Raw genomic sequence first — 21,385 nt, 5'->3', positions numbered from 1 at the left:
AGCACACTGAAGGGCAGTCACTGTGACTGACAAGCTCGACAAGGTCCCGGGCCCGGCGGACACCCCGCCGTCCGGGACCGTACCCCCCGAGGCGATCCGCGCCATTCCGGTCCGCCACTACGGCCGCTGGGTCAGCGGCGTGGTCGTCATCGGCCTGGTCGTGGCGCTCGCGATGGCCTTCTCCCAGGGCAACGTGCGCTGGGCGACCGTGCCGGAGAAGCTGTTCGACCCCACCATCCTCCGTGGCGTCGGCAACACGATCTGGATCAGCGTCGCCTCGATGGCCCTGGGCCTGGTGCTCGGTGTCCTCTTCGCCGTCATGCGGCTTTCGAAGAACCCGGTCACCAGCACCATCGCCTGGTTCTACATCTGGCTGTTCCGCGGCACCCCGGTGTACGTGCAGCTCCTCATCTGGTTCAACCTCGCCCTGATCTTCCCGATCCTGAACCTCGGGTTCTACAAGGACGAGATGACCCAGGTCATGACGCCCTTCCTGGCCGCCCTGCTGGGCCTCGGCCTCAACGAGGGCGCGTACATGGCGGAGATCGTCCGGGCCGGCATCCAGTCGGTCGACGAGGGCCAGACCGAGGCCTCGCACGCGCTCGGCATGACCCGCCTGCAGACGATGCGCCGCGTCGTCCTGCCGCAGGCCATGCGGGTGATCGTGCCGCCGTCGGGCAACGAGTTCATCAACATGCTCAAGACCTCGTCGCTCGTCGTCGCCGTGCAGTACTTCGACCTGCTGCGCGCGGCCCAGGACATCGCGTCCACCTCGTTCGCGGTGATGGAGATGTTCTTCGTCGCCTCGATCTGGTACCTCGCCCTGACCAGCGTGTTCAGCGTCGGCCAGTACTACCTGGAGCGCCGCTACGCCCGCGGTGCGCTCCGCTCCCTGCCGCCCACGCCGCTGCAGAAGATCAAGGCGAAACTCTCCAGCTTCTCGAACCGCAAGGCGGTGGCCTGATGACGACTGCCATGGTGAAGGCCGAGGGCGTCCACAAGTCCTACGGTGCGGCGCACATCCTCAAGGGCATCGACCTCGAGGTCGCCCCGCGTGAGGTCTTCTGCCTGGTCGGCCCGTCCGGCTCCGGCAAGTCGACCTTCCTGCGGTGCATCAACCACCTGGAGCAGGTCAACGCCGGACGGCTGTACGTCGACGGGGAGCTCGTCGGCTACCGCCAGAAGGGCGACAAGCTCTACGAGCTGAAGGACAGCGAGGTCGCGGCCCAGCGCCGGGACATCGGCATGGTCTTCCAGCGCTTCAACCTCTTCCCGCACATGACTGCCATAGAGAACGTCATGGAAGCCCCGGTCATGGTCAAGGGCGAGTCCAAGGCGGTGGCGCGCGAGCGCGCGATCAGGCTGCTGGACCGCGTGGGCCTCGGCGACAAGGGCGGGAACTACCCCAGCCAGCTCTCCGGCGGCCAGCAGCAGCGCGTGGCGATCGCCCGCGCGCTCGCCATGGAGCCGAAGCTGATGCTCTTCGACGAGCCCACCTCGGCGCTCGACCCGGAGCTGGTGGGTGACGTCCTCGACGTCATGCGCGACCTGGCCGAATCGGGCATGACCATGATCGTGGTCACGCACGAGATGGGCTTCGCCCGCGAGGTCGGCGACAACCTCGTCTTCATGGACGGCGGCGTGGTCGTCGAGTCGGGCAACCCGCGCGACGTGCTGGGCAACCCGCAGCACGACCGCACGAAGGCGTTCCTGTCCAAGGTGCTCTAGGGCTCCGGCGCTCCGGTGCGCTCGTCGCACCGGCGGACAGGTGAGGGGCGGTACGGGATTCCCGTACCGCCCCTCACACGTGCTCAAGTCCCTACTTCAGACCTAGGACCAGCGCGTCCGAGGGGGAGCGCCAGACGGTACGGGCCTCGGCGAAGCCCGCTCGCAGCAGGGCGGCGGTGTGCCAGGCCTCGGGCGGGGTGTCGCCGTCCGCGTGCTCCCCGTAGATCGCGAAGCGCTGCCTGACCGGCTCCGCGAGGAGCGGGTCGGCGGCGGCGAGCTCCCACCACTCGCGCCAGTCCACCGCGCCGGCCGTCCTGGCCCGGTCCATGCCGGCGTGCCGGTGGGCGTGCTCGGCGGCGTCGATGCGCGGGGTGGCCGGGTCGGGCATGTGGTCGGCGTTCATGAACACCCCGCCGGGGGCGACGAGCGGCGCGAGCTGCCCGTACAGGACGGACAGATCGTCGCTGTGCAGCCAGTGCAGGGCGGTGGCGGTCAGGACCGCGTCGTACGAGTCGTGGGGGAGGGCGGCGCGCCAGTGCGGGTCCTTGAGGTCGGCGGTCACGAAGGTGACCCGCCCGTCCCCGGCGAAGTGGCCCTCGGCGATCGTCAGCAGCGCGGGGTCGAGATCGACACCCGTACTGGTGGCTCCCGGGAACCTCTTGAGGACGCGGTCCGTGATACTTCCCGTACCGCACGCGAGATCCAGCACCCGGGGGGTGGGGCCGACCAGGGCCTCGACCATGTCCAGCATCACCCGGAACCGCTCCTCGCGGTCGGGCATGTACCACTCCTGCTGCCGGTCCCAGCTGTCCTGCCAGGCCTGCCAGTACCCCTTGCCGGTAGTGGTATCCGCCGTATCTGCCGTATTCGTCGTATGCGCCACCACGAACCCCTCCATACGTAATACCCTCGAAGACGTCTCAGCCGTTACAGAGACACTAATCCGCAGCCGTAAGGACTACAAGTGGAACTGGCCCATTACTCGGACTTCGCCGTGCGCCTGGTCAACACCGAGGAGCCGGCCCGCAACAAGGACGAGCTCACCTCCGTGGACGCCGTCCGTGCCCTGTTCGGCGCAAGCGTGCAGATGGCCCGCCGCGTCACCGACACCGACGTCACCCGCTTCCGCAACGTACGGGCCCGGCTGCGCGCCGTCTTCGAGGCGGCCGACGGCGGCGACGACGTCCTCGCGGTCGACCTGCTGAACTCGCTCCTCATGGAGTTCCCGGTCAGCCCCCAGGTCTCCGGGCACAAGACCATCGGCGAGGACGGCCGCCCCGACTGGCACATCCACCTCGCCGAGCACCCCTCGAACGCATCGGCGGGCTACGCCGCCATGGCGGCCATGGGCCTGGCCTTCGCCCTCACCGAGCACGGCCCCGACCGCCTCGGCCTGTGCCAGGCCGCGCCCTGCCGCAACGCCTACCTCGACACCTCCACCAACCGCTCCCGGCGCTACTGCTCCGACCGCTGCGCGACCCGGGCCAACGTGGCCGCCTACCGCGCCCGCAAGCGGCTGGAGGCCGAGGCGTCCGCCGGCAGCGGGCGCAGCGCCGAGGCCGCCCAGGACAGCCGGGCCCTCAGCGACCGCTGATCCTCCTCGCGCGGCCGGAAACGCAGCACGGCCGTCGCCAGCACCAGCTCTGCGGGCACCGGCCCGTAGACGGTGCTGTCGCCGGTCGCGTTGTACGGGTTGTCGCCCAGCACCCACCAGCCGCCCGGCCGCCGCTCCACCGCCCGCTTGATCACCAGCAGGTCCTGCTGGAACGGATGGCGCAGCACCACCACGTCACCCGGGCGGACGGCCGCCCCGTAGCGGACCAGCACCCGGTCCCCGTTCGTCAACGTGGGCACCATCGACGGCCCCGTCACCTCCACCACCCCGAACCGCTTCCGCGGGCGCCCGTTCTCCACCATGCGCGTCCTCCTCCTCACCCCCGCATGCTGCCGCACGGGTCCGTACATTCGCTCACCGGTCCGGCCGCGCCCCTGGACTTTTGTCCTAAGCCCATGGGGGCGCCCGCGAAATCCGGTTGTTCAGCGAGTAATCTCCCCCTTGAGAAGACGATCACGAGGAGGACAAACTCCATGCTTTCCCGCCTCTTCGCCCCCAAGGCGAAGGTCTCCGCCCACTGCGATCTTCCGTGCGGCGTGTACGACCCTGCCCAGGCCCGCATCGAGGCCGAGTCCGTCAAGGCCGTGCAGGAGAAGTACCAGGCCAACGACGACGCCGACTTCCGCGCGCGCGCCATCACCATCAAGGAGCAGCGCGCCGAGCTCGCCAAGCACCACGTCTCGGTGCTGTGGAGCGACTACTTCAAGCCGCCGCACTTCGAGAAGTACCCCCAGCTGCACACCCTGGTCAACGACACTCTGAAGGCCCTCTCGGCCGCCAAGGCGTCCAACGACCCGGCGACCGGCGCGAAGGCCCTCGAGCTCATCGCCGAGATCGACCGCATCTTCTGGGAGACCAAGGCCGCCTGATCCGGCGCCCGACCCCCGCCTCGCGCCCGCCCCAACGGCGCCGCGAACACGAGAACGGCCCGACCGCCACCCGGCGGCCGGGCCGTTCTCGTGGCAGCCGCGGACGCCCTGGCAGCCGTGCGGCGTCAGGGGGACGCGGTGGGAGGCGCCGTCGGGGCCGGTTCAGAGCGCCCCCGCACCGGTTCGAGGGCGCGCGTGATGCCGCGCTTCAGGAGGGCGGAGAGCGGGCGTTCGACGAAGCGGTGGACCAGCCACGCCGTGACGAGCATGCCGAGCGTCATCACGGCCACCAGCGTCCATGGCGAGAGGTGGAAGCGCAGCAGCCGGATGCCCGTCCAGCCGATGTGCTCGTGGAGCAGGTACAGCGGGTACGTGGTCGCGCCGGCCATGGTGAGCCACCTGCCCCGCACCCAGGAGAGCCCGCCGAGCGCGAGGACGATCATCACCAGATAGCCGAGGGTCATCAGGGCGATCGCCGGCTTCGCGTCGAGCGTCCGGCCGAGGCTCACGGCCAGGCCGTCGCTGTAGATGGCGACCTGGCGGACCGAGAAGACCCACGAGACCAGGACGATGCCCCACAGCAGGAGGGTCGGCCCGTACCGGTGCATCAGGTACATCGCCACACCGGCGATGAAGTACGGCGAATACTCCGGCATGACGACGTAGTTGAGGAAGGGCGCCCGCCCGGCGGTCACCAGGACCGAGGCGACGGTCCACAGCGCGCAGAAGAGGACGACGCGGCGGTAGGTGACGCCCTTCCAGACGACCAGGGCGAACAGCAGGTAGAAGCGCAACTCGACCCAGAGCGTCCAGTAGACGGCGTCGACCGACCCGACCCGGAACGGCTCCTGCAGCATGGTGAGGTTGAGGAGCACGTCCTTCACGCCAAGTGGCTGCACCACCAGCGGCCAGAGCGTGACCACGGCGGTGGTGAGCAGGACCCCGAGCCAGTAGGCGGGATAGAGGCGCACCACCCGGGACGTGAAGAAGTCCCCCAGGCTCCGGCCCCAGCTGCTCATGCAGATGACGAAGCCGCTGATGACGAAGAAGAGCTCGACGCCGGTCCAGGTGTAGGAGGCCAGCCAGGAGGCCGTGGGAAAGACCACGTCGACGGGCTTGGTCCAGGCGTTCCTGGACGCGTCCGCGTTGCCGCCGTAGCCGACGTAGTGGTGGAAGACCACCATGAGCGCGGCGACGAGACGCAGCCCGTCGAGCGCCGCCAGCCTGGGGCGAGGCCGGCCGGCCGTGATGCGGGCCGGGGCTGCCTCTTTGCTCGGTCTCGGCGCGAGGTCGTTCAGCATTGGGCGGATGCTACTAGGACCGTGCCCCATGCAGTTAATGGGATGAACGCCGTGGCGGTGGACCCGCTGCCACGGGTGCCACCGGGCCGCTCACTCGTCGGCGTCGTCGTCCTCGTCGTCCAGGCGGGCCAGCCAGGTGGCCAGGCGTTCCACCGGGACCTCGAAGTCCGGGTTCAGGTCGACGAAGGTGCGCAGCTGCTCGGCGAGCCACTCGAAGGTGACCTCCTCCTCGCCGCGCCGCTTCTCCAGCTCCTCGATGCCGCGATCGGTGAAGTACAAGTCGGGCTCCGTGCCGTGATGGGGGTGTGCAGGGGGTGTTTCCCGCCAGGATAATCCGCGCGGGCGAAGAGACCTCCCGCCCGTGGGGCCCCCGGGGCTAGCCTGGATGCCCAACGAGCGGGGGGTGCGGATGACGGACGGGCGCACGACCGGCTCGGCGCGCGCCTTCGAGCTCCTCGAGCCCCTCGTCCAGGCCGCGACCGTACGCGTTCACGCCCCGCCCGGCGGGTATGACACCCCCGGCAGCCATCGGACCGGTCCCACGTGGGGGAGCGGTTTCTTCATCGCCCCCGGCTGGGTCCTGACGTGCGCGCACGTGGTCGGCGAAGGGGGTGCTGCGGTGCGTCTGACGGGACGCGAGGTCGGCATCACCTTCTCCTCCGGGACCCACGGGGCGACCGGGACGGTCACCGGGCGCGTGGAGTGCGTACTGCCCGAGCGGCTGGAGGAGCGGCGTCCGCGCCGGGGCGCCTTGTGGGACCTGCCCGACCTGGCGCTGCTCAGGGTCCTGGCCCCGGTGTCGCACGCCTGCGTCTGGCTCACCGACAGGTCCAGACCCCGTTTCGACGAGGTCGCCTACTTCGGCGTCACAGAGGACCTCGGCACGCCCGAGATCACCGGCCGCACCACCCGGCTGCGCGGCAGCGCCGGGAACGGCGCGGCCATCCGGCTCGGCGGCGACGACGAGATCGACCCCGGGATGTCCGGCGGCCCCGTGGTGGACCTGGCCCGCGGGGAGGTCGTCGGGGTGGTCAAGGCCCGCCGGCACGGGGCGGGCGGCGGGCTCGCCGTCTCCATCGTGCAGCTGCGCACGCTGCCGATGCCCGCGCGCGGCCAGGTCGGGCTCTACCGCCGCGTCATGCAGGCCCACGACCTGCACCACTACGACCAGCACCTCAGCGACCTCGACAACCGCCGGACCTGGACGGACGTGCACGGCGAGCTCCCGCCGGAGGAGGGCGCCCCGTACGGCGGCCGCGGCCGGCTCACCCCCGGCGAGCGCACCACCCTGTGCGGGCTGCTGGCCGAACTGCCGCCGCCGGGCTCCTCCGAGGTCGTACGGGCCCTCGTCGAGGCGGCCCGCGGCGAGGAGCCGGATCCGCAGCCGCCGGCCCCGCTCAGCTGGCGCGACGGGCTCGGCCTGCTGCACGACCCGCCCGGCGGGGCGGGGGAGGCCGCGGCCATGCTCCGGTACGCGACGGACGTGAGCGTGGCCGACTACCGGGAGCCGCCGACGCCGGGCGCGGACGAGGAGCTCTGGGACTGGATCCGGGCCACGGCCGAGCGGTTGTGGCGCCCGCTGCGGCGCGAGCTCGGCGAACGCCACGAGCGGGGCCTCGCGGAGCGGGAACGGCGCCGGCGGGCCTCGGCCGGGCGGGCGGTGAACGGCCCGACCCGGCGGACCGGCGGGGTTCCGCCCGGAGCCTCGGCGCTGCTGGAGGTGTGGGCGCACGGCTGGGAGGACGTCTACGACTGGCGGGTCTCCGTCCTGGCGGGCCCGGCCCAGCCCGGGCGGGTGACCCCCGTGGACTCGGGCGTACGGGCCACCCCGGCGGGACTGCGCGAGGTGTTGCGGGCCCCGCTCGCCGAGGCCTTCCGGCGCTGCGACACCCACGAGGCGGCGGCCCTGCTCGAAGTGGCCGTGGCCCCGGAGTTGTTCGGGCTGGCCGTGGACGAGTGGGTGGTGACGGGCGGCGTACCGCTCGGGGTGCAGCGGCCGGTGGTGCTGCGCCACCCCGCCGGACGGCCCGGGGCCGGGCACCCGGCGGACGCCGGCCGTCCCGCGGGCCCCGCAGACCCGGGGGCGGGCCGCGGGCACCCCGCCGACCCGGGGGACCCCGCGGGCCGCGGGCACCCCGAGGCGGCCGCCCGGTGGGCGCGGGTCCAGGCGGGACCCCTGCAGGACGAACGGGCCGACTGCGCGGGGGGCCGCCCGCGCAGCCCGGCGGCCGAGTGGCTGTCGGGACTGCCGGACAACACCGTGCCGGTGCACTGCCGGGCCGCGGATTCGGAGCCCACGCTGGGGTCCTTGCACGCGGTGCGCGACGCCGGGTACGGGGTGGTGGTGACCCGGCGGCCGCCGCCGGACCCGAGGGCGTCGTGCGCGCCGTTCCACCGCGGGCTGCGGGAGGAACTGGCCGACGCCGGGCGGGCGGAGGTGCTGCCGGTGCGCCTTCAGTCGCTGCGGGGGAGGGCGTACGGGGCGGACCCCGACGCGTACTGGGCGGCCGGGACCGGGCTCGTGTGGGAGGACCCGGCACGGCCGCTGCCGGACGACGAACCGCTCCAGGGCGACCTGTGACGGCACCGGGCCCGGCGGATTCGAGTGAGGGAGGGGCAATGAACGACGAGTGGCTCATATACCGGGGGGTCGGTGAGCCCCATGACGGGATCGACGCCCTGCCCGATCCGCCGCCCTGGCGGGACTTCGACGGCGGGCCGGTGGCGGAGCCCGGCGGCCCGGCCGCGGCCGCCGACGGCAACGTCGCCCGGCGGCTCGGTGCGCACCGGCAGGCCGCCGAGCTGCACCGGCCGGAGCCCGAGGAGCTGGAGGCCGTCAACGCGGCGCTGTACCTGCGCCGGCCGCTGCTGGTGACCGGCTTCCCCGGAACGGGTAAGTCCACGCTCGCGCACGCGGTCGCCCACGAGTTGAAGCTCGGACGGGTGCTGCGCTGGCCGGTGGTCTCGCGGACGGTGCTGCAGGACGGGCTGTACCGGTACGACGCGCTCGCCCGGCTGCAGGACGTACAGCTCGCGGCGAGCGGAGGAGGCGGAGGCGGAGGCGGCGGCGGAGGCGGCGGAGGCGGAGGCGGCGGAGGCGAGGACGCCGGCGGCAGAGCCGGGCCCCACGGCACCGGAACGGCCACCGGCATCGGGAGGTACATCCGGCTCGGGCCGCTGGGCACCGCCCTGTTACCCACCACCCGGCCCCGGGTGCTCCTCGTCGACGAGCTCGACAAGAGCGACATCGACCTGCCCAACGACCTGCTGAACGTGCTGGAGGAAGGCGAGTTCGCGCTCCCCGAGCTGGAGCGGGTCGCCGACACCGAGCCCGAGGTGCAGGTGCTCACCGACGACGGGACCAAGGTGACCGTCCGCGGCGGCCGCGTCCGCTGCCGGGAGTTCCCCTTCATCATCCTGACCAGCAACGGCGAGCGGGACTTCCCGGCCGCCCTGCTGCGGCGCTGCATCCAGCTCAAGCTCGGGCAGCCGGGCGAGAAGCGGCTCGCCACCATGGTCCGCGCCCACCTCGGCGAGGAGGCCGCCCGGCTCGGGGCCGACCTGATCCGGGAGTTCCTCAGCCGCTCCCAGACCGAACTGGTCGCCGCCGACCAGCTGCTCAACGCCGTGTACCTGACCCACTACGCCGCCCCGCCCACCCGGGAGGACCTCGCGGACCTGCTCATCCAGCGCCTCGACCGCCCGAGGTGACGGGCCGTGCCGCCGACTCCCGCCGGGCCGCCGCCCGCCGTGCCCCCGCCGCCCGAGCCCCAGCCCGCCGTGGCCCCCGCCGCACCCGAGCCCCGGCAGGGCGTCCGTGAGCTGGCCGCGCTGCTGCGCGCCGCCGGACTCGACCCGAGCGCCGAGGAACTCGCCGACGCCCTCTGGCTCGCCGGGCACATCCGCGGGCCGCGGCCGGCCGCGCCGGGCGGGCCCGAACCGGACCCCGGGGAGGACTCCGAGGACCCGGCCGACAAGCCCGCCGAGCCCGCACGAGCCCGGACGGACGGCGACGATCCGGTCAGGCTCTACGCAGCCGGCGCGCGCCGTGCCGGCGGGGCGGAGGGGGACCGGCCGCAGGAGTCGCCCGAGGAGCGCGGAGTACCCGTACGGGTGCCCCGGGCCGCCGCGCTGCCGCGCATCCTGGACGTCCAGCGGGCCCTGCGCGCCCTCCAGCGGCACCGCCCGCCCGTCCCGCCCACCCGGCTCGTCATCGACGAACCGGCCACCGCGGAGGCCAGCGCCCGGGCCCTCGGACTGGTCATCCCGGTGCTCCGTCCGGAGAGCCGGCGCGAGGCGACCGTACGGCTGGTGATGGACGCCTCCCCCTCGATGGCCGTCTGGCAGGACATGTTCGACGAACTGCGTTCCGTGTGCGAGCGCCTGGGCGCCTTCCGGGACGTCCAGGTGCACTACCTGCACCGCCTCGCGGACGGTACGGCGGCCCTCGGCCGCGGCCCCGTGCCGGGTTCCGGGCTGCGCTCCGGCGACCAGTTGCGGGACCCCACCGGCCGGGCCCTGACCATGGTGGTCTCCGACTGCGCCGGGCCGCTGTGGCGCGAGGGCGCCGCGCAGCGGCTGCTGTATCGGTGGGCCGAGTGCACCCCCTGCATGGTCGTCCAGCCGCTGCCGCAGCGGCTGTGGGGCCGCAGCTGGCTGCCGACCGAACGGGGCACGCTCACCCGGCTGGAGGGCGGCGGGCAGCAGCTGAGGTTCCGCCCGGACCGGCCGCCGCCGCCCGGCCGGCCCGCGGGCGGGCTGACCGTGCCCGTGCTGCCGCCGAGCCCGACCGCCCTCGGGGCCTGGGCCCGGCTCGTCGCCGGACTCGGCACCGGGCCGGTGCCGGCCGAGGTCGGCCGGGTGCGGGCCGACCACCCGGTCGTGCCCGCGCCGCCGCCGCGCGCCGTACGGCCGCCGCGCGAGCTGGTGGCCCGCTTCCGGTCCTCGGCCGCGCCCCGGGCCGTACAGCTGGCCGTGTACCTGTCGGCGGCGCCGCTGACGCTGCCCGTGATGCGGCTGGTGCAGCGCACGATGCTCCCGGACTCGGAGCCGTCCGACCTGGCGGAGGTGCTGCTGAGCGGGTTGCTGCGGCGCAGCGGGCCCGGGCCGGGGCACTGGTACGAGTTCGTCCCCGGGGTGCAGGACGTACTGCTGGGACCGCTGGGGCGGGACGAGGCCGCCCTGGTGCTCAAGCACTGCTCGGAGTACGTGCTCGCGCACTTCGGGCGGGGCGTACGGAACTTCCCCGCGCTCGCCGTCTCGCAGCTCACCGGGGTGCCGCCGGCGGCGGTCGACCCCGGGCCGCGGGACGCCGAGCGGGTGCCCGAGGGGCGGCTCCCGCAGGCTTTCGCACAGGTTTCGGCCAAGGTCGTACGGCGCTACGTACCCGGCATGCCGCAGGAGGGCCCGGCCCGCCGGGAGCCCCCCGCGGTCCCCCCGCTCGGTCGGGCCGCAGCGGTGCGCGCCGCCCGGGCCCGGCTCGCGGACGCGGCCGCGGACGGCGGTGCGCGGGCCCTGAACGAGGCCGTGGCGGTACTGCGGCGGGCGGTGACGGCCCCGCTGGCACCCGGCGACCCGCCGGAGGAGGCCGAGACCGAACTGGCCGGGGCGCTGCTGCGGCTGTGGGCGCTCCAGCGGGACCCGGAACTCCTCGCCGAGGCGGGACGGGCCGTGACCGGACTGCGGACCGCGCCGGCGCGGGCCGTCCTCGGCCGGGTGCTGTACGAGCGGGCGCTGGCCCACGGCCCCGACGCGGAGCTGCTGGCCGAGGCGGACCGGGAGTTCGCGGCGGCGGGCGCCACGGCCGACCCGGAGCTGCGGCGGGACTGCGCGGTGCGGCGGGCCGAGACCCTCATCCGGCTGAGCGGGCTGCGTCCGGACGCGGGCGCGCTCCGCGAGGCCCGCGCCGCCCTGGAACCCCTGGCCGGGCTCCCGGACGCCCCCGGCCGGTCCCTCGACGGGCCCCCCGGCGCAGACCCGGACGCGCTCCCCGAGGCGGAGCCCGAGCCCGACCCCGCGCTGCAACGGGCCCTGGGCCGGGTGCTCCTGGCCCTCCTGCCCCGCACGCCGGACCCGGCCGAGCGCACGGCCCTGGCCGAACAGGCCGCCGCCCGGCTGGCCGTACCGGGCGCGGGCGCGGCCAGGGCCACGGCCGCCGAGGCGCGGGTGCGGGTGGACCTGGCCGGCGCGCTGCGCTACCTGCCGGCCCGGCTGGAGGAGGCGGCCGACCAGCTCACCACGGCCCTGGAGGAGGCCGGCGGGGACCCGGAACTGCGGGTGGCCGCCCTCGTGTGCCTGGCCCGGGTGCACCGGGAGCGGTACGCGCGCGACGCCGACCCGGCGGCGCTGGAGGACGCGGCCGAGGCGTACGCCCGGGCCCGGCGGCTGATCCCCCGCGACGGGGAGGCCTTCGGGGAGCTGCTGCCCGAGTGGGGGGAGGTGCTCCTGGAACGGGCCCGGGCCGCCGACGGACGGCGGTTCGCCGGAGCCGCCGTACGCGTCCTGCGCGACAGCCGGGCGGCGGTCCCGCAGTCGGACCCGGGAGCCGCGCACCGGCTGGTGCGGCTGGCCACCGGGCTGCGCCTGCGGCACGCGTACGAGGGTGACCCGGTGGACCTGCGGGAGGCGGAGTACCTGCTGGAACTGGCGGTCCGGCACAGCCGCAGCCCGCTGGAGCGGGCCCGGGCCTGGCGCGACCACGGCGAGGTGCAGCAGGAGATCCACGGTCACACCCGGGCGGTGGAGCGCCTGGACCGGGCGGCGGATTCCTACCGGCGGGCCTGGCGGTCCGCCCTGGAGGCCGCCCGCGAAGGCGACGAGGGCCGCGAGGACGACGAGGGCCGCGGGGTCCGCGGGGTCCGCGGGGTGCCCGAGGGCGGCGGGGTTCACGGGGTGCCCGAAGGCCCCGGGGTCCGCGAAGGCCGCGCCGGCCACGCCGGTCCGGACGGCCACGCCGGACCGGAAACCGGCCCGGACGCCGACCGCCGCGAAGGCGACGAGGCCCCCGCCGGCAGCGCGGGCTCCGAGGGCTCCCGGGGCTCCGGCGGCACCGCCCTCCGACTGGCCGCCCGGGTGCAGGAGGCGCGCGGGGAGGTGCTGGAACGCCTCGCCCGCCCCCGGGCCGCCCTGGACGCGTACCGTGCCGCGCTGGAGCTGTGGACACGCCCCGAGGCGGGCGCCGACGCCGAGGCCGAAGGCCGCACGGCGGCCCTGCGCGCCCGCGTCCGCGCCCTGGAAGCCGGGCTCTGAAGCGGGAGCGACGGGCCGAGCACGCCGTTTCCGTGGACCGGCCGGAGGGAAAGGACAGTGGACCGTCCGGTCCGCGACGCGACAGGGGGAGCAGCGGGACATGGTGACGAAGCGGCAGGAAGCGGAGGCGGTGACCCCGGCGTGCACCGGGCGCCTGCCGGATCTCTCCGGGCTGGACCTGGCCGCGCTGCGCGGGATCGACCATCCCGTGCTGGCCCAGGTGATCGAGGGCATGGTCGAGCGGGTGACGCATCCCGCCGAGATCCTCAACGCCTTCGACTCCGGGGTGGCCTGACCGGCGCGTGCCTGATCCGCCCCACCTTGAAAGCGAGTTGACCACTTTCCGCCGTTAGGCCGGTCCGTCCGAAGGGCAGGGATGGACCGTCCGCCGGGGGTCGCCCCCCGGAGGCCGGGGGAGGGAGGTGGGGCGATGAGGCGAGCGGTCACGAGCGACTCCGTGCTGCCCCCGCCACCCGCGCCCGGCGGCGCACGCTCCGACCCGCACCAGGACCCGCCCCGCCCCGGGCAGGACCCGCCGCGCCCCGGCCAGGACCCGGCCCGCCCCGGGCAGGACCCGCCGCGCCCCGGGCCGGACCCCGCCGCGGGGCAGCGGCTGCGCCACGCCCGGCACGCGCCCTGGCCCTACACCCGGCTCGACGTGGCCGCCGCGCGGGCCGCCGGGCACCGGCCGCACCCGATACGGCAGTTCGTCCTCAAGACCCGCAGCCGCTGCAACCTCGCCTGCACCTACTGCTACGTCTACGAGATGGCCGACCAGGGCTGGCGCGGCCAACCGCCCGCGATGACCCCCGCCACCGCCGCCCGCGCCGCCGAGCGGATCGCCGAGCACGCCGCCGCCCACCGCCTGCCCCGCGTCGACCTGGTGCTGCACGGCGGCGAACCGCTGCTCACCGCGCCCGCCGCACTGGCCGGGCCGGTCGACGCCGTGCGGGCCGCCGTGGCCCGGGCCGCCCCCCGCACCAAGGTCACCGCCACCGTCCAGACCAACGGCACCCTGCTCACCCGCGGCCGCCTCGCCGCGCTCGCCACCGCCGGGATCCGCGTCGGCGTCAGCCTCGACGGCGGCCTGCCCGCGCACAACGCCCGGCGCGTGGACCACACCGGGCGCCCCGGCTTCGGCGCGGCCGCCCGGGGCCTGCGGCTGCTGGCCCGCCACCCGGACAGCTACGCCGGAGTGCTGTGCGTCGTCGACCTCGACCAGGACCCGGTGGAGACGTACGAGTCCCTGCTCGCCTTCGCCCCGCCCAGCCTCGGGCTGCTGCTGCCGCTCGCCAATTGGAGCGCCCCGCCCCCCGGCCACCACCCGGGCCTCGCCCCGTACGCCGACTGGCTGCTCGCCGTCTTCGAGCGCTGGTGGCACGACGGGGTACGGCGCACCCGGATCCGGCTCTTCGAGGAGATCATCGCCCTGCTGCTCGGCCTGCCCGCCGCCACCGAGACCCTCGGGCTCGCGCCCGCCGCCACCGCCGTGATCGAGACCGACGGCTCCATCGAACAGGCCGATTCACTGAAATCCGCGTACGAGGGCGCCGCCGCGACCGGCATGAGCGTCGACACCCACAGCTTCGACCAACTCCTCGACCACCCCGGCCTCGCCGCCCGCCAGCTCGGACGGGACGCGCTCGCCGCGGGCTGCCGCGCCTGCGAGCTGGTCGAGGTGTGCGGCGGCGGGCACTACCCGCACCGCTACCGCGCCGGCGAGGGCTTCCGGCAGCCCTCCGTGTACTGCGCCGACCTCCAGGTGCTCATCCGGCACATCGCCACCGCCGTCCACCGGGCCGCACAGTCCCCCGCGCCGGCCGCCCGGCGCAGCGGCGCCCAGGCCGTGCAGGCCGGCCGGACCCTCCCCCCGCGAGCCGCCCGTGCCACCGTCGCCCACCCGCCGGCGGTCGCCTCATGACCACCGCGCTCACCGCCTTCACCGTCTCCTCCCGCACCCTGCGCGCCCTCGCCTCCACCGAACCCTCCCCGGAAGGCACCCGCCTGGTCCGCGACGTGCGCCGCTCCAAACGCCTGGTCCTGCTCCGCGCGGTCCTCGACGCCGCCCCCGACGGCCCGTCCGGGGAGGCCGCCGACCACTGGGCGCTGCTGGAGGAGGCCGAGCGCCACGACGCGGGCGCCGTGCGCGACGTACTGCACTACCCGGCGACCGGGGTCTGGGCCGAGGAGACCCTGCGCCGGCTGCACGCCTCCTACGGACCCCCGCCCGACCTCGGCCACCTCGGGGCGCTCGCCGTCGCCGCCGCCCTGCGCGCCGGGATCGCCTTCACCCACACCCTGCGGCCCCAGCAGGGCCGGCTCGTCCTGCCCACCCTCGGACTGCTGCGCCCCGAGCGCCCCGGCCCCCTCGCCCTCACCGAACGCTCCTGGGACCCCGACGACCCCGCCACCCTGCCCCTGCACGCCCTGCCCGGCGGCCGGACCGCCCTCGACGACCTCGACCCCTACCGGGCACCCGGGCCCGCGCAGCCGGCGCCCGTACGGCCCGCCCGCCGGCTCACACCGAAGGGGCACAAGCGCTGGGACACCCAGTGGTCCGGCGCGCTCACCCTGCTCCGGCGCTACGACACCGTCCGCGCCGAGGAGACCGGGCAACTGCTGCGCTCCGTCGTACCGCTGTCCGGCGGCTCCCGCTCCAACGGCGCCACCCTGCCCGCCGCCGCCGGCTCCGTCCTCGCCCGCGCCCAGGCCCCGCCCGCCCTGGCCGCGACCCTCGTCCACGAGGTGCAGCACGGCAAACTCGCCGCCCTCGCCGACGTCCTGACCCTGCACACCGCCGACCGCACGCCCCGCCACTGGGCCCCCTGGCGCGGCGACCCCCGCCCGCTGGAGGGACTCCTGCACGGCGCCTACGCCCACCTGGCCCTGGCCGGGTACTGGCAGCGGGCCGCCCTCTACGGGGCCCGCGGCGCCTGGGCCCAGCACGCCCGGATCCGCGCCCAGGTGGCCGCCGTCCTGCCCGCCCTGCTGGCCCACGACCGACTGACCGCCGCGGGACGGGAGTTCACGGAGGCGATGGCCGCCGCCGAACGGGCCATGGACGAGCTGCCGCCACCCGGCGACCAGCACACCGCGGCCCGCCGGGCCGTCGACCGGGAGCGCCGCGCCTGGTGCGAGGAACACCCCGAACTCGCCCCGTTCGCCCGCGGTTGAGGGGCCGCGCCGAACGGACCGCTGCGGTACCTTTTCAGTCCCGTCCACTGCCCGGAGCCCAGGGAGACGGCGCATGACCACCGGTAGTCGGCAGGACCAGGGCAACACCGCGAACCCGTACCCGCACGCCCAGCCGCAGCGCTTCGTCATCAGCTTCGCCGGGTTCAACCGCCCCTGGGCCGTGTGGATCGGCCACCGCCTGGAGGAACACGGCCACCGCGTCGCCCTCCAGCGCTGGGACCCGCAGAACAGCCCCGGCATCGCCCAGGCCCTCGACGACCTCGCCCGCTCGGGCAGCCGGGTCCTCCTCGTCCTCAGCGAGCGCTACTTCTCCGCCGGCACCCACACCGACGAGCAGTGGAACACCGCCCTGCGCGACGTCACCGACCGCCACCCCGACCGGTTCGCGGCCGTCTGCCTCACCGACGCCCCGCTGCCCAGCGCCGTCGCCGTACTGGAGAAGACGGACCTGTGGGGCCTGGACGCGTACGAGGCGGAGTACCGCGTGCTGCGCCGGCTGGAGCTGCCCACCGACCGGATCGGCACCGAGACCGGCCGCCGCGGACCCCGCTTCCCCAACGACCCGCCCGAGATCTGGGGCCGGGTCCCGCGCCGCAACCCGCGCTTCACCGGCCGCAACGACGTCATCGGCACCCTGCGCGAAGCCCTCGCCCAGGCGCCGGCCGGCGCGTCCACCGTCACCCTGCTCGGCCTCTCCGGCGTCGGCAAGACCCAGGTCGCCACCGAGTACGCCTACCGCTTCGCCTCCGAGTACGACGTCGTGTGGTGGGTCCCCGCCGAGGACCGGCCCACCCTGCGCGAACGCCTCGCCGACCTGGCCCCCGCCCTCGGCCTGCCCCGCGGCGCGGGCAGCTACGGCGAGCAGATCCGGGCCGTCCTCGAAGCGCTGCGCCGCGGATCCCCGTACGGCCGCTGGCTGATGGTCTTCGACGGCTGCGACAACCCCGACGACCTCATCGACCTGCTGCCCTCCGGCGCCGGCGACGTGATCATCACCTCCCGCAACCGCGAATGGGCCACCCGGCACACCAGCCTCGTCGAGGTCCCGCTCTACGCCCGCCCCGAGTCGATCACCTTCATCCGCCGCCGCGCCCTGCGCCTGACCGCCGACGAGGCCGACCAGCTCGCCGAGGCCCTGGAGGACTACCCGCTCGCCCTCGACCAGACCGCCGGCTGGCTCGCCGACTCCCCGCTCGCGGTCGGCGACTACCTCGCCCTGCTCCAGCGCCGGATGGACTCCCACGAAGCCGTCACCGTCTCCGACGACTACCCGCTGCCCTTCCCCACCGCCCTCGCCATACTCCTCAACAACGTCCGGGAGAACTTCCCCGACGCCCTCGCCCTGCTGCGCCTGTTCGTCTTCTTCGCCCCCGGACCGGTACCGCTGCGGCTGCTGCGCGAATTCCCCGCCGACGACGTCCCCGAACAGCTCGCCGGACTGATCAACGACCAGATCCGGTGGAACGCCGCCCTCAACAAGCTCGTCCAGTTCTCCGTCGTCCGGCTGGAGTACTCCGACCTGCCCCTGGAAGAGGGCGGCGGCGGGCTGGAGACCGTACAACTGCACCGCATGGTCCACGGCATCGTCCGCGAGAACCTCTCCGAGGAGGAGGCCGAACCGCTCGCCCGCGCCGTACGGCAGGTCCTCGCCGCCGCCGACCCCGGCGGTCCCTCCGACTCCCGGCTGTGGCCCCGCTACGCCGAACTCGTCCCGCACCTGGCCACCTCCGGCGTCCTCACCAGCGGCAACCCGCGCATCCAGAACTTCCTGCTGCGCTGCCTGCGCTACCTGATCCTCGCCGGGGAGTACCGCACCTGCCTGCGGCTCTGCGAGGAGACCGACCTGATCTGGCGGGCCGTGCTCGGCGAGGACCACCCCAAGGTGCGCGAGCTCAGCTACCAGTACGGCAACGCCCTGCGCAACCTCGGCCTGTTCCGGCGCGCCGAGACCCTCACCAGGGCCGTGTCCGCCCGGCTCACCGCGGAGCGCGGCGACCGGGACCTGGAAAGCCTGCGCGCCACCAGCGCGTACGGCGGCGTACTGCTGTGCATCGCGAAGTTCGAACCGGCCCGGGAGATCTTCGAGCACTGCCTGAGCACCTACCGGGAACTGCTCGGCGAGGACGACTCCGTCACCCTGGACGCCCAGAACAACCTCGCCGCCACCTACCGGCTGCTCGGCCGCTACCAGGACGCCTACGACCTCGACCTGGACACCCTGCGCCGCCGCGAGCGGGTCCTGAAGCCCCTGCACATCTCCACCCTCGCCTCCGGCATCGCCTGCGCCATGGGCCTGCGCCTGATGGGCCGCTACCGGGAGGCGCAGACCCGGCAGGAGCAAGGGGTCAAACTGAACACGCAGGTGCTGGGGCTGGGCCACCCGCAGACCCTGCGCGCCGAGCACAACCTCGGCATGTGCCTGCGCCGTTCCGGGGACATCCCGGGCGCGGGGCTGCGGCTGCGGACCGTGTGGGAGCGGGCGACCCGGGTCTTCGGCGTCGACTACCCCTGGACCCTGATGGTCGCCTCCGACTACGCCACCTACCTCAGGGAGTACGGGGACATCGGCGAGGCCCGCCGGATCTCCGAGGACGTGGTCCGCGGCTACCAGACGCAGCTCGGCCTCGCCCACCCGTACAGCATCGGCACGGTCGGCAACCTCGGGCTGGTGCTCCGCGCCCAGGGCGAGCGCACGGAGGCCCTCTCCCTGGCGGAGCAGGCCCTCGTCGGCATGCGGGGCGCGCTCGGCGACCGCCACCCGTGGACCCTGGGCTGCGCCCTCAACGCCACCGGCCACCGCAACATCACCGGCCGACTGGAGGACGCCCTGGACCTGAGCCGGGACACCCTGCGCACCGCGGAACAGGTACTGGGCCCGGACCACCCGATGACGCTGAGCGCGCAGATCGCGCTCGCGGCCGACCTGCGCTCCGTCCGGGAGGACCAGGAGGCGGGCAAGCACGAGGACGCGGGCATCAAGGGCCTGACCCGCACCCTCGGCGCCCAGCACGTCCACACGGTCTCCGCGAAGCAACGAGCCCGCCCCTACTGGGACTTCGAGCCGCAGCCGTAGGGCTACGGGACCACGCGTGCGGGGCCTTCACCCCCTCGGCCCCAGCACACGATCGGAGGAAGCCTCAGGAAGCGGGCCGTGTCGGACACCGCGGAGGCCGGGACGGTGGTGAGGTTGCGGTATGCCATGGAACCCCACGCTCGTCGATGCCGAGATTCTGGCTGTCCACGCGGCTTTCTTGAATTATGACAAAATTGCCTACTTTGCAGGCAGTCAATTCGACGCTCAGTTGCCGACGGGTATTGAAAACACTCGGCTCTACGACTGCGGCACGGGCGGCGTTTCCAAGGTGGTCGGTGGGCCGGGCTTCGATGCCTTCTGCGCCGGGCACGCCCTCAGCGCGAACGGCACGCTCCTGGCGGCAGGCGGGACCGCTACGTACGCACACGGCTACCGGGGACTGCGGGAGTCGGCTGTTATCCGGTACACCCCGGACCGGGCGGAGTGGAGAAGTGTCGCCCCGTTCAACTCGAATCCCAACGTGGACGACGTGCACTCAGGTGGTCGCTGGTACCCGACCCTGCTCACGCTGGCCAATGGGAACGTCCTTGCGCTGAGCGGCATCCCGGGAGAGCGGGACGAAGAGTCGCGCAACATCATCCCGGAAGTCTTCACACCCTCTCCTTTGCCGCACGGTGCCTGGCACTGGCTGGGTGACTACCGGAACCATGCGCAGCACCAACTGTTCGAGGGTCACGTCACACCCCTCTATCCTCGCGCGCTTCTCCTTCCCACAGGTGATGTCATTTTTACGTCGCCGTCCGGATCCAATCGGACGGTTACGATGACCGTGAAAGAGAGCCCGTGGTCGGCCACCTTCGATGACGTATGCGATTTCAAGCCCATTGATGGCGACGAGTACGGCGGGTACCGGGAGACCTCCGTGCTCCTTCCGCTTCTGGCTGGGGAGAACTACTACCGCCGGCGCATGCTCATCGCCGGCGGCAAGGAGGCGTGGATTCTGGACCTGAGCGGCTGGCTGCCGGGCGTTACCCCACCCGACCAGTTGCACTGGGAGCCGAGCGAACGCGCATTGGCCGGACGCCCGCGGCGCATGCACTGCAACGCCGTGCTGCTGCCCACAGGGCATGTCCTCGTCGTCGGCGGCGTGCAGGGGACCGCGGCAGGGCAACCAAAGGACTCCACAGGAGTCATGACTCCGGAAATCTTCAACCCGCACACCAGTAAGTGGTCCGCGCTGACTGCATCGAACGAGCAGGCTCAAGTGGTCCGAAATTATCACTCGGTCGCGCTGCTCATGCGTGATGGACGTGTGTGGACTGCAGGGTCGAACCATGACAGCAACCCCGGGATCATTAACGCGGAAATGAAGATCGAGATCTACGAGCCATGGTACTACGGAAACCCAAACCGCCCAGAAATTCTCGCCGCCCCTGACCGCTGGGTGACCGGAGAGGAGTTTATCCTTCGCACGACTCAAGCGGCCGATATTCGGCGTGTTGCCATGGTGCGAACCGGTTCGTGCACTCACGCCTGCAACTCGGACCAGCGTTATGTGTCACTGAAATTTGAGCACGCAGGTGGTGACATTCTGCGGGTTACTGCTGCTCCTGACGGAAACATCGCGCCCCCCGGTATGTACTTCCTGTACACGATCAACAAGCAAGGGCTGCCGTCGGATGGCATCACGATCTATCAGAGCACGGACCCGCAATCAGACGTTGAGGGCGCGTGGGAGGGATTGTTCCGCCAGTAACGAGGTGCCGCCCGCTTCGCACGGCCGGCGTCAACGGGGGTGTTCCCGTCCGCCGGACGGGGACACCCCGCAAGGGTTACAGGCCCGGTATCCCTTCCAGGTGGGGGCCGTTGTCGATCTGTCGGCCCTGGCCCTTGACCCGGTCGCGTTCCTCGGGCGTGACGCACTTGACGTCGCCGTCCCACTTCTCGCGCCAGACGTAGCCCTGCATGCAGGTGGACGGCCCGTAGGCGCCGCCGCCGGGCTGGCGGTACGGGTTGACGGAGTGGTTCCAGTCGCGTGTCGCCGGTGTGACGCAGTAGGAGTCCCCGTCGAAGCTGTCCCGCCAGACGTAGCCGGGCATGCAGGTGTCCGGCCCGTACGCGCCGCCGCCGGGCTGGCGGTGGGGATTGGGGTCGACGTCGGCGCGCACGCCGACCGGGGCCCGGGGTGGCTGGGTGGTCGCCGCCGACGACGGCAGCGCGACGGCCCCGCAGATGACGGCGGCCGAGGCGACGGGCATCACGAGGCGGGCGATCCGCAGCCCGGGCCGGGCAACGGTCGGGGCGGGGACGACGTGGGACATGGTGGCTCCTCGAAGGCGTGGGGCCGGCGGCGAGGGCCGCCGCCGGGTCTGCCTCCAGTACGCGCCACGGCACC

The 21,385-nt window shown here is 73.8% G+C and carries 17 protein-coding genes; 12 read left to right on the top strand and 5 right to left on the bottom strand.

What is annotated here, in order from left to right:
• Positions 1-22: 22 nt before the first annotated feature.
• Entirely contained in the window at positions 23-964 is a 942-nt protein-coding gene (locus tag ACZ6JT_RS15970; RefSeq protein WP_469210258.1) for an amino acid ABC transporter permease, read from the top strand.
• Entirely contained in the window at positions 964-1,728 is a 765-nt protein-coding gene (locus ACZ6JT_RS15965; protein WP_469210256.1) for an amino acid ABC transporter ATP-binding protein, read from the top strand. Before ACZ6JT_RS15970 ends, ACZ6JT_RS15965 begins: the two co-directional genes overlap by 1 nt.
• A gap of 91 nt (positions 1,729-1,819) precedes the next feature.
• On the opposite strand, the gene ACZ6JT_RS15960 is transcribed toward ACZ6JT_RS15965, so the two are convergent.
• A complete protein-coding gene (locus ACZ6JT_RS15960) occupies positions 1,820-2,626 on the bottom strand; it encodes a class I SAM-dependent methyltransferase (protein WP_469210254.1) in 807 nt (268 codons plus the stop codon).
• 66 nt (positions 2,627-2,692) lie between these two features.
• Here ACZ6JT_RS15960 and ACZ6JT_RS15955 point away from each other — a divergent pair, with 66 nt between their 5' ends.
• Complete coding sequence (locus tag ACZ6JT_RS15955; protein ID WP_469210252.1) at positions 2,693-3,322, top strand: CGNR zinc finger domain-containing protein; 630 nt, start codon at positions 2,693-2,695, stop codon at positions 3,320-3,322.
• Here the strand turns inward: ACZ6JT_RS15955 and sodX are convergent.
• On the bottom strand, positions 3,226-3,645 hold the full coding sequence (gene sodX, locus ACZ6JT_RS15950) for a nickel-type superoxide dismutase maturation protease (protein ID WP_469210249.1): 420 nt from the start codon (positions 3,643-3,645) through the stop codon (positions 3,226-3,228). The genes ACZ6JT_RS15955 and sodX overlap by 97 nt on opposite strands.
• Positions 3,646-3,816: 171 nt before the next feature.
• Between sodX and sodN the strand changes: the two genes are divergently transcribed.
• Positions 3,817-4,212 carry a superoxide dismutase, Ni gene (gene sodN / locus ACZ6JT_RS15945; protein ID WP_030709803.1) on the top strand — a complete coding sequence of 132 codons (396 nt, stop codon included), beginning with the start codon at positions 3,817-3,819 and terminating at the stop codon, positions 4,210-4,212.
• A 125-nt stretch (positions 4,213-4,337) separates the two neighbouring features.
• Here the strand turns inward: sodN and ACZ6JT_RS15940 are convergent, their stop codons facing one another.
• Both ACZ6JT_RS15940 and ACZ6JT_RS15935 read right to left on the bottom strand, forming a co-directional pair.
• Positions 4,338-5,513, bottom strand: coding sequence for an acyltransferase family protein (locus tag ACZ6JT_RS15940; protein WP_469210247.1), 1,176 nt, complete (start codon positions 5,511-5,513; stop codon positions 4,338-4,340).
• Positions 5,514-5,603: 90 nt separating this feature from the next.
• A complete protein-coding gene (locus tag ACZ6JT_RS15935; protein ID WP_030709801.1) occupies positions 5,604-5,792 on the bottom strand; it encodes a DUF6104 family protein in 189 nt (62 codons plus the stop codon).
• A gap of 106 nt (positions 5,793-5,898) precedes the next feature.
• Here ACZ6JT_RS15935 and ACZ6JT_RS15930 point away from each other — a divergent pair, with 106 nt between their 5' ends.
• The 8 genes from ACZ6JT_RS15930 (at position 5,899) to ACZ6JT_RS15895 (ending at position 20,746) form a co-directional block, all read left to right on the top strand.
• On the top strand, positions 5,899-8,094 hold the full coding sequence (locus ACZ6JT_RS15930; protein ID WP_469210244.1) for a VMAP-C domain-containing protein: 2,196 nt from the start codon (positions 5,899-5,901) through the stop codon (positions 8,092-8,094).
• Positions 8,095-8,132: 38 nt separating this feature from the next.
• Positions 8,133-9,224, top strand: coding sequence for an AAA family ATPase (locus ACZ6JT_RS15925; protein WP_469210242.1), 1,092 nt, complete (start codon positions 8,133-8,135; stop codon positions 9,222-9,224).
• Positions 9,225-9,230: 6 nt separating this feature from the next.
• On the top strand, positions 9,231-12,761 hold the full coding sequence (locus tag ACZ6JT_RS15920; RefSeq protein WP_469210240.1) for an SAV_2336 N-terminal domain-related protein: 3,531 nt from the start codon (positions 9,231-9,233) through the stop codon (positions 12,759-12,761).
• 100 nt (positions 12,762-12,861) lie between these two features.
• Positions 12,862-13,056: an FxSxx-COOH cyclophane-containing RiPP peptide gene (fxsA, locus tag ACZ6JT_RS15915; RefSeq protein ID WP_388470767.1), complete on the top strand. Its 195-nt coding sequence runs from the start codon at positions 12,862-12,864 to the stop codon at positions 13,054-13,056.
• Between the two features lie 135 nt (positions 13,057-13,191).
• A complete protein-coding gene (locus ACZ6JT_RS15910; RefSeq protein ID WP_469210237.1) occupies positions 13,192-14,682 on the top strand; it encodes an FxsB family cyclophane-forming radical SAM/SPASM peptide maturase in 1,491 nt (496 codons plus the stop codon).
• Positions 14,679-15,935 (top strand): HEXXH motif domain-containing protein, encoded by a 1,257-nt coding sequence (locus ACZ6JT_RS15905; protein ID WP_469210236.1) that lies wholly within the window; start codon positions 14,679-14,681, stop codon positions 15,933-15,935. The genes ACZ6JT_RS15910 and ACZ6JT_RS15905 overlap by 4 nt, the downstream gene beginning before the upstream one ends.
• Before the next feature lie 73 nt (positions 15,936-16,008).
• Complete coding sequence (gene fxsT / locus ACZ6JT_RS15900; RefSeq protein ID WP_469210234.1) at positions 16,009-19,029, top strand: FxSxx-COOH system tetratricopeptide repeat protein; 3,021 nt, start codon at positions 16,009-16,011, stop codon at positions 19,027-19,029.
• Between the two features lie 121 nt (positions 19,030-19,150).
• The gene (locus tag ACZ6JT_RS15895; RefSeq protein ID WP_469210232.1) at positions 19,151-20,746 is read left to right on the top strand and encodes a galactose oxidase-like domain-containing protein; all 1,596 of its coding nucleotides are present in this window, start codon (positions 19,151-19,153) and stop codon (positions 20,744-20,746) included.
• A gap of 76 nt (positions 20,747-20,822) precedes the next feature.
• Here ACZ6JT_RS15895 and ACZ6JT_RS15890 read toward each other — a convergent pair whose 3' ends face one another.
• Entirely contained in the window at positions 20,823-21,311 is a 489-nt protein-coding gene (locus ACZ6JT_RS15890) for a hypothetical protein (RefSeq protein WP_469210230.1), read from the bottom strand.
• Positions 21,312-21,385 lie beyond the last annotated feature (74 nt).

The sequence above is a fragment of the Streptomyces sp. NPDC046308 genome, assembly GCF_055588065.1.
This window is presented reverse-complemented; position numbering and strand designations above follow the sequence as displayed.

Excerpts from the sequence above, each read along its gene's own strand:
- fxsA (WP_388470767.1), top strand. The coding sequence starts at position 12,862 with ATGGTGACGAAGCGGCAGGAAGCGGAGGCGGTGACCCCGGCGTGCACC.
- ACZ6JT_RS15925 (WP_469210242.1), top strand. The coding sequence starts at position 8,133 with ATGAACGACGAGTGGCTCATATACCGGGGGGTCGGTGAGCCCCATGAC.
- sodX (WP_469210249.1), bottom strand. The coding sequence starts at position 3,645 with ATGGTGGAGAACGGGCGCCCGCGGAAGCGGTTCGGGGTGGTGGAGGTG.
- ACZ6JT_RS15905 (WP_469210236.1), top strand. The coding sequence starts at position 14,679 with ATGACCACCGCGCTCACCGCCTTCACCGTCTCCTCCCGCACCCTGCGC.
- ACZ6JT_RS15965 (WP_469210256.1), top strand. The coding sequence starts at position 964 with ATGACGACTGCCATGGTGAAGGCCGAGGGCGTCCACAAGTCCTACGGT.
- ACZ6JT_RS15930 (WP_469210244.1), top strand. The coding sequence starts at position 5,899 with ATGCCCAACGAGCGGGGGGTGCGGATGACGGACGGGCGCACGACCGGC.
- ACZ6JT_RS15960 (WP_469210254.1), bottom strand. The coding sequence starts at position 2,626 with ATGGAGGGGTTCGTGGTGGCGCATACGACGAATACGGCAGATACGGCG.
- ACZ6JT_RS15940 (WP_469210247.1), bottom strand. The coding sequence starts at position 5,513 with ATGCTGAACGACCTCGCGCCGAGACCGAGCAAAGAGGCAGCCCCGGCC.
- ACZ6JT_RS15910 (WP_469210237.1), top strand. The coding sequence starts at position 13,192 with ATGAGGCGAGCGGTCACGAGCGACTCCGTGCTGCCCCCGCCACCCGCG.
- fxsT (WP_469210234.1), top strand. The coding sequence starts at position 16,009 with ATGACCACCGGTAGTCGGCAGGACCAGGGCAACACCGCGAACCCGTAC.
- ACZ6JT_RS15895 (WP_469210232.1), top strand. The coding sequence starts at position 19,151 with ATGCCATGGAACCCCACGCTCGTCGATGCCGAGATTCTGGCTGTCCAC.
- ACZ6JT_RS15890 (WP_469210230.1), bottom strand. The coding sequence starts at position 21,311 with ATGTCCCACGTCGTCCCCGCCCCGACCGTTGCCCGGCCCGGGCTGCGG.
- sodN (WP_030709803.1), top strand. The coding sequence starts at position 3,817 with ATGCTTTCCCGCCTCTTCGCCCCCAAGGCGAAGGTCTCCGCCCACTGC.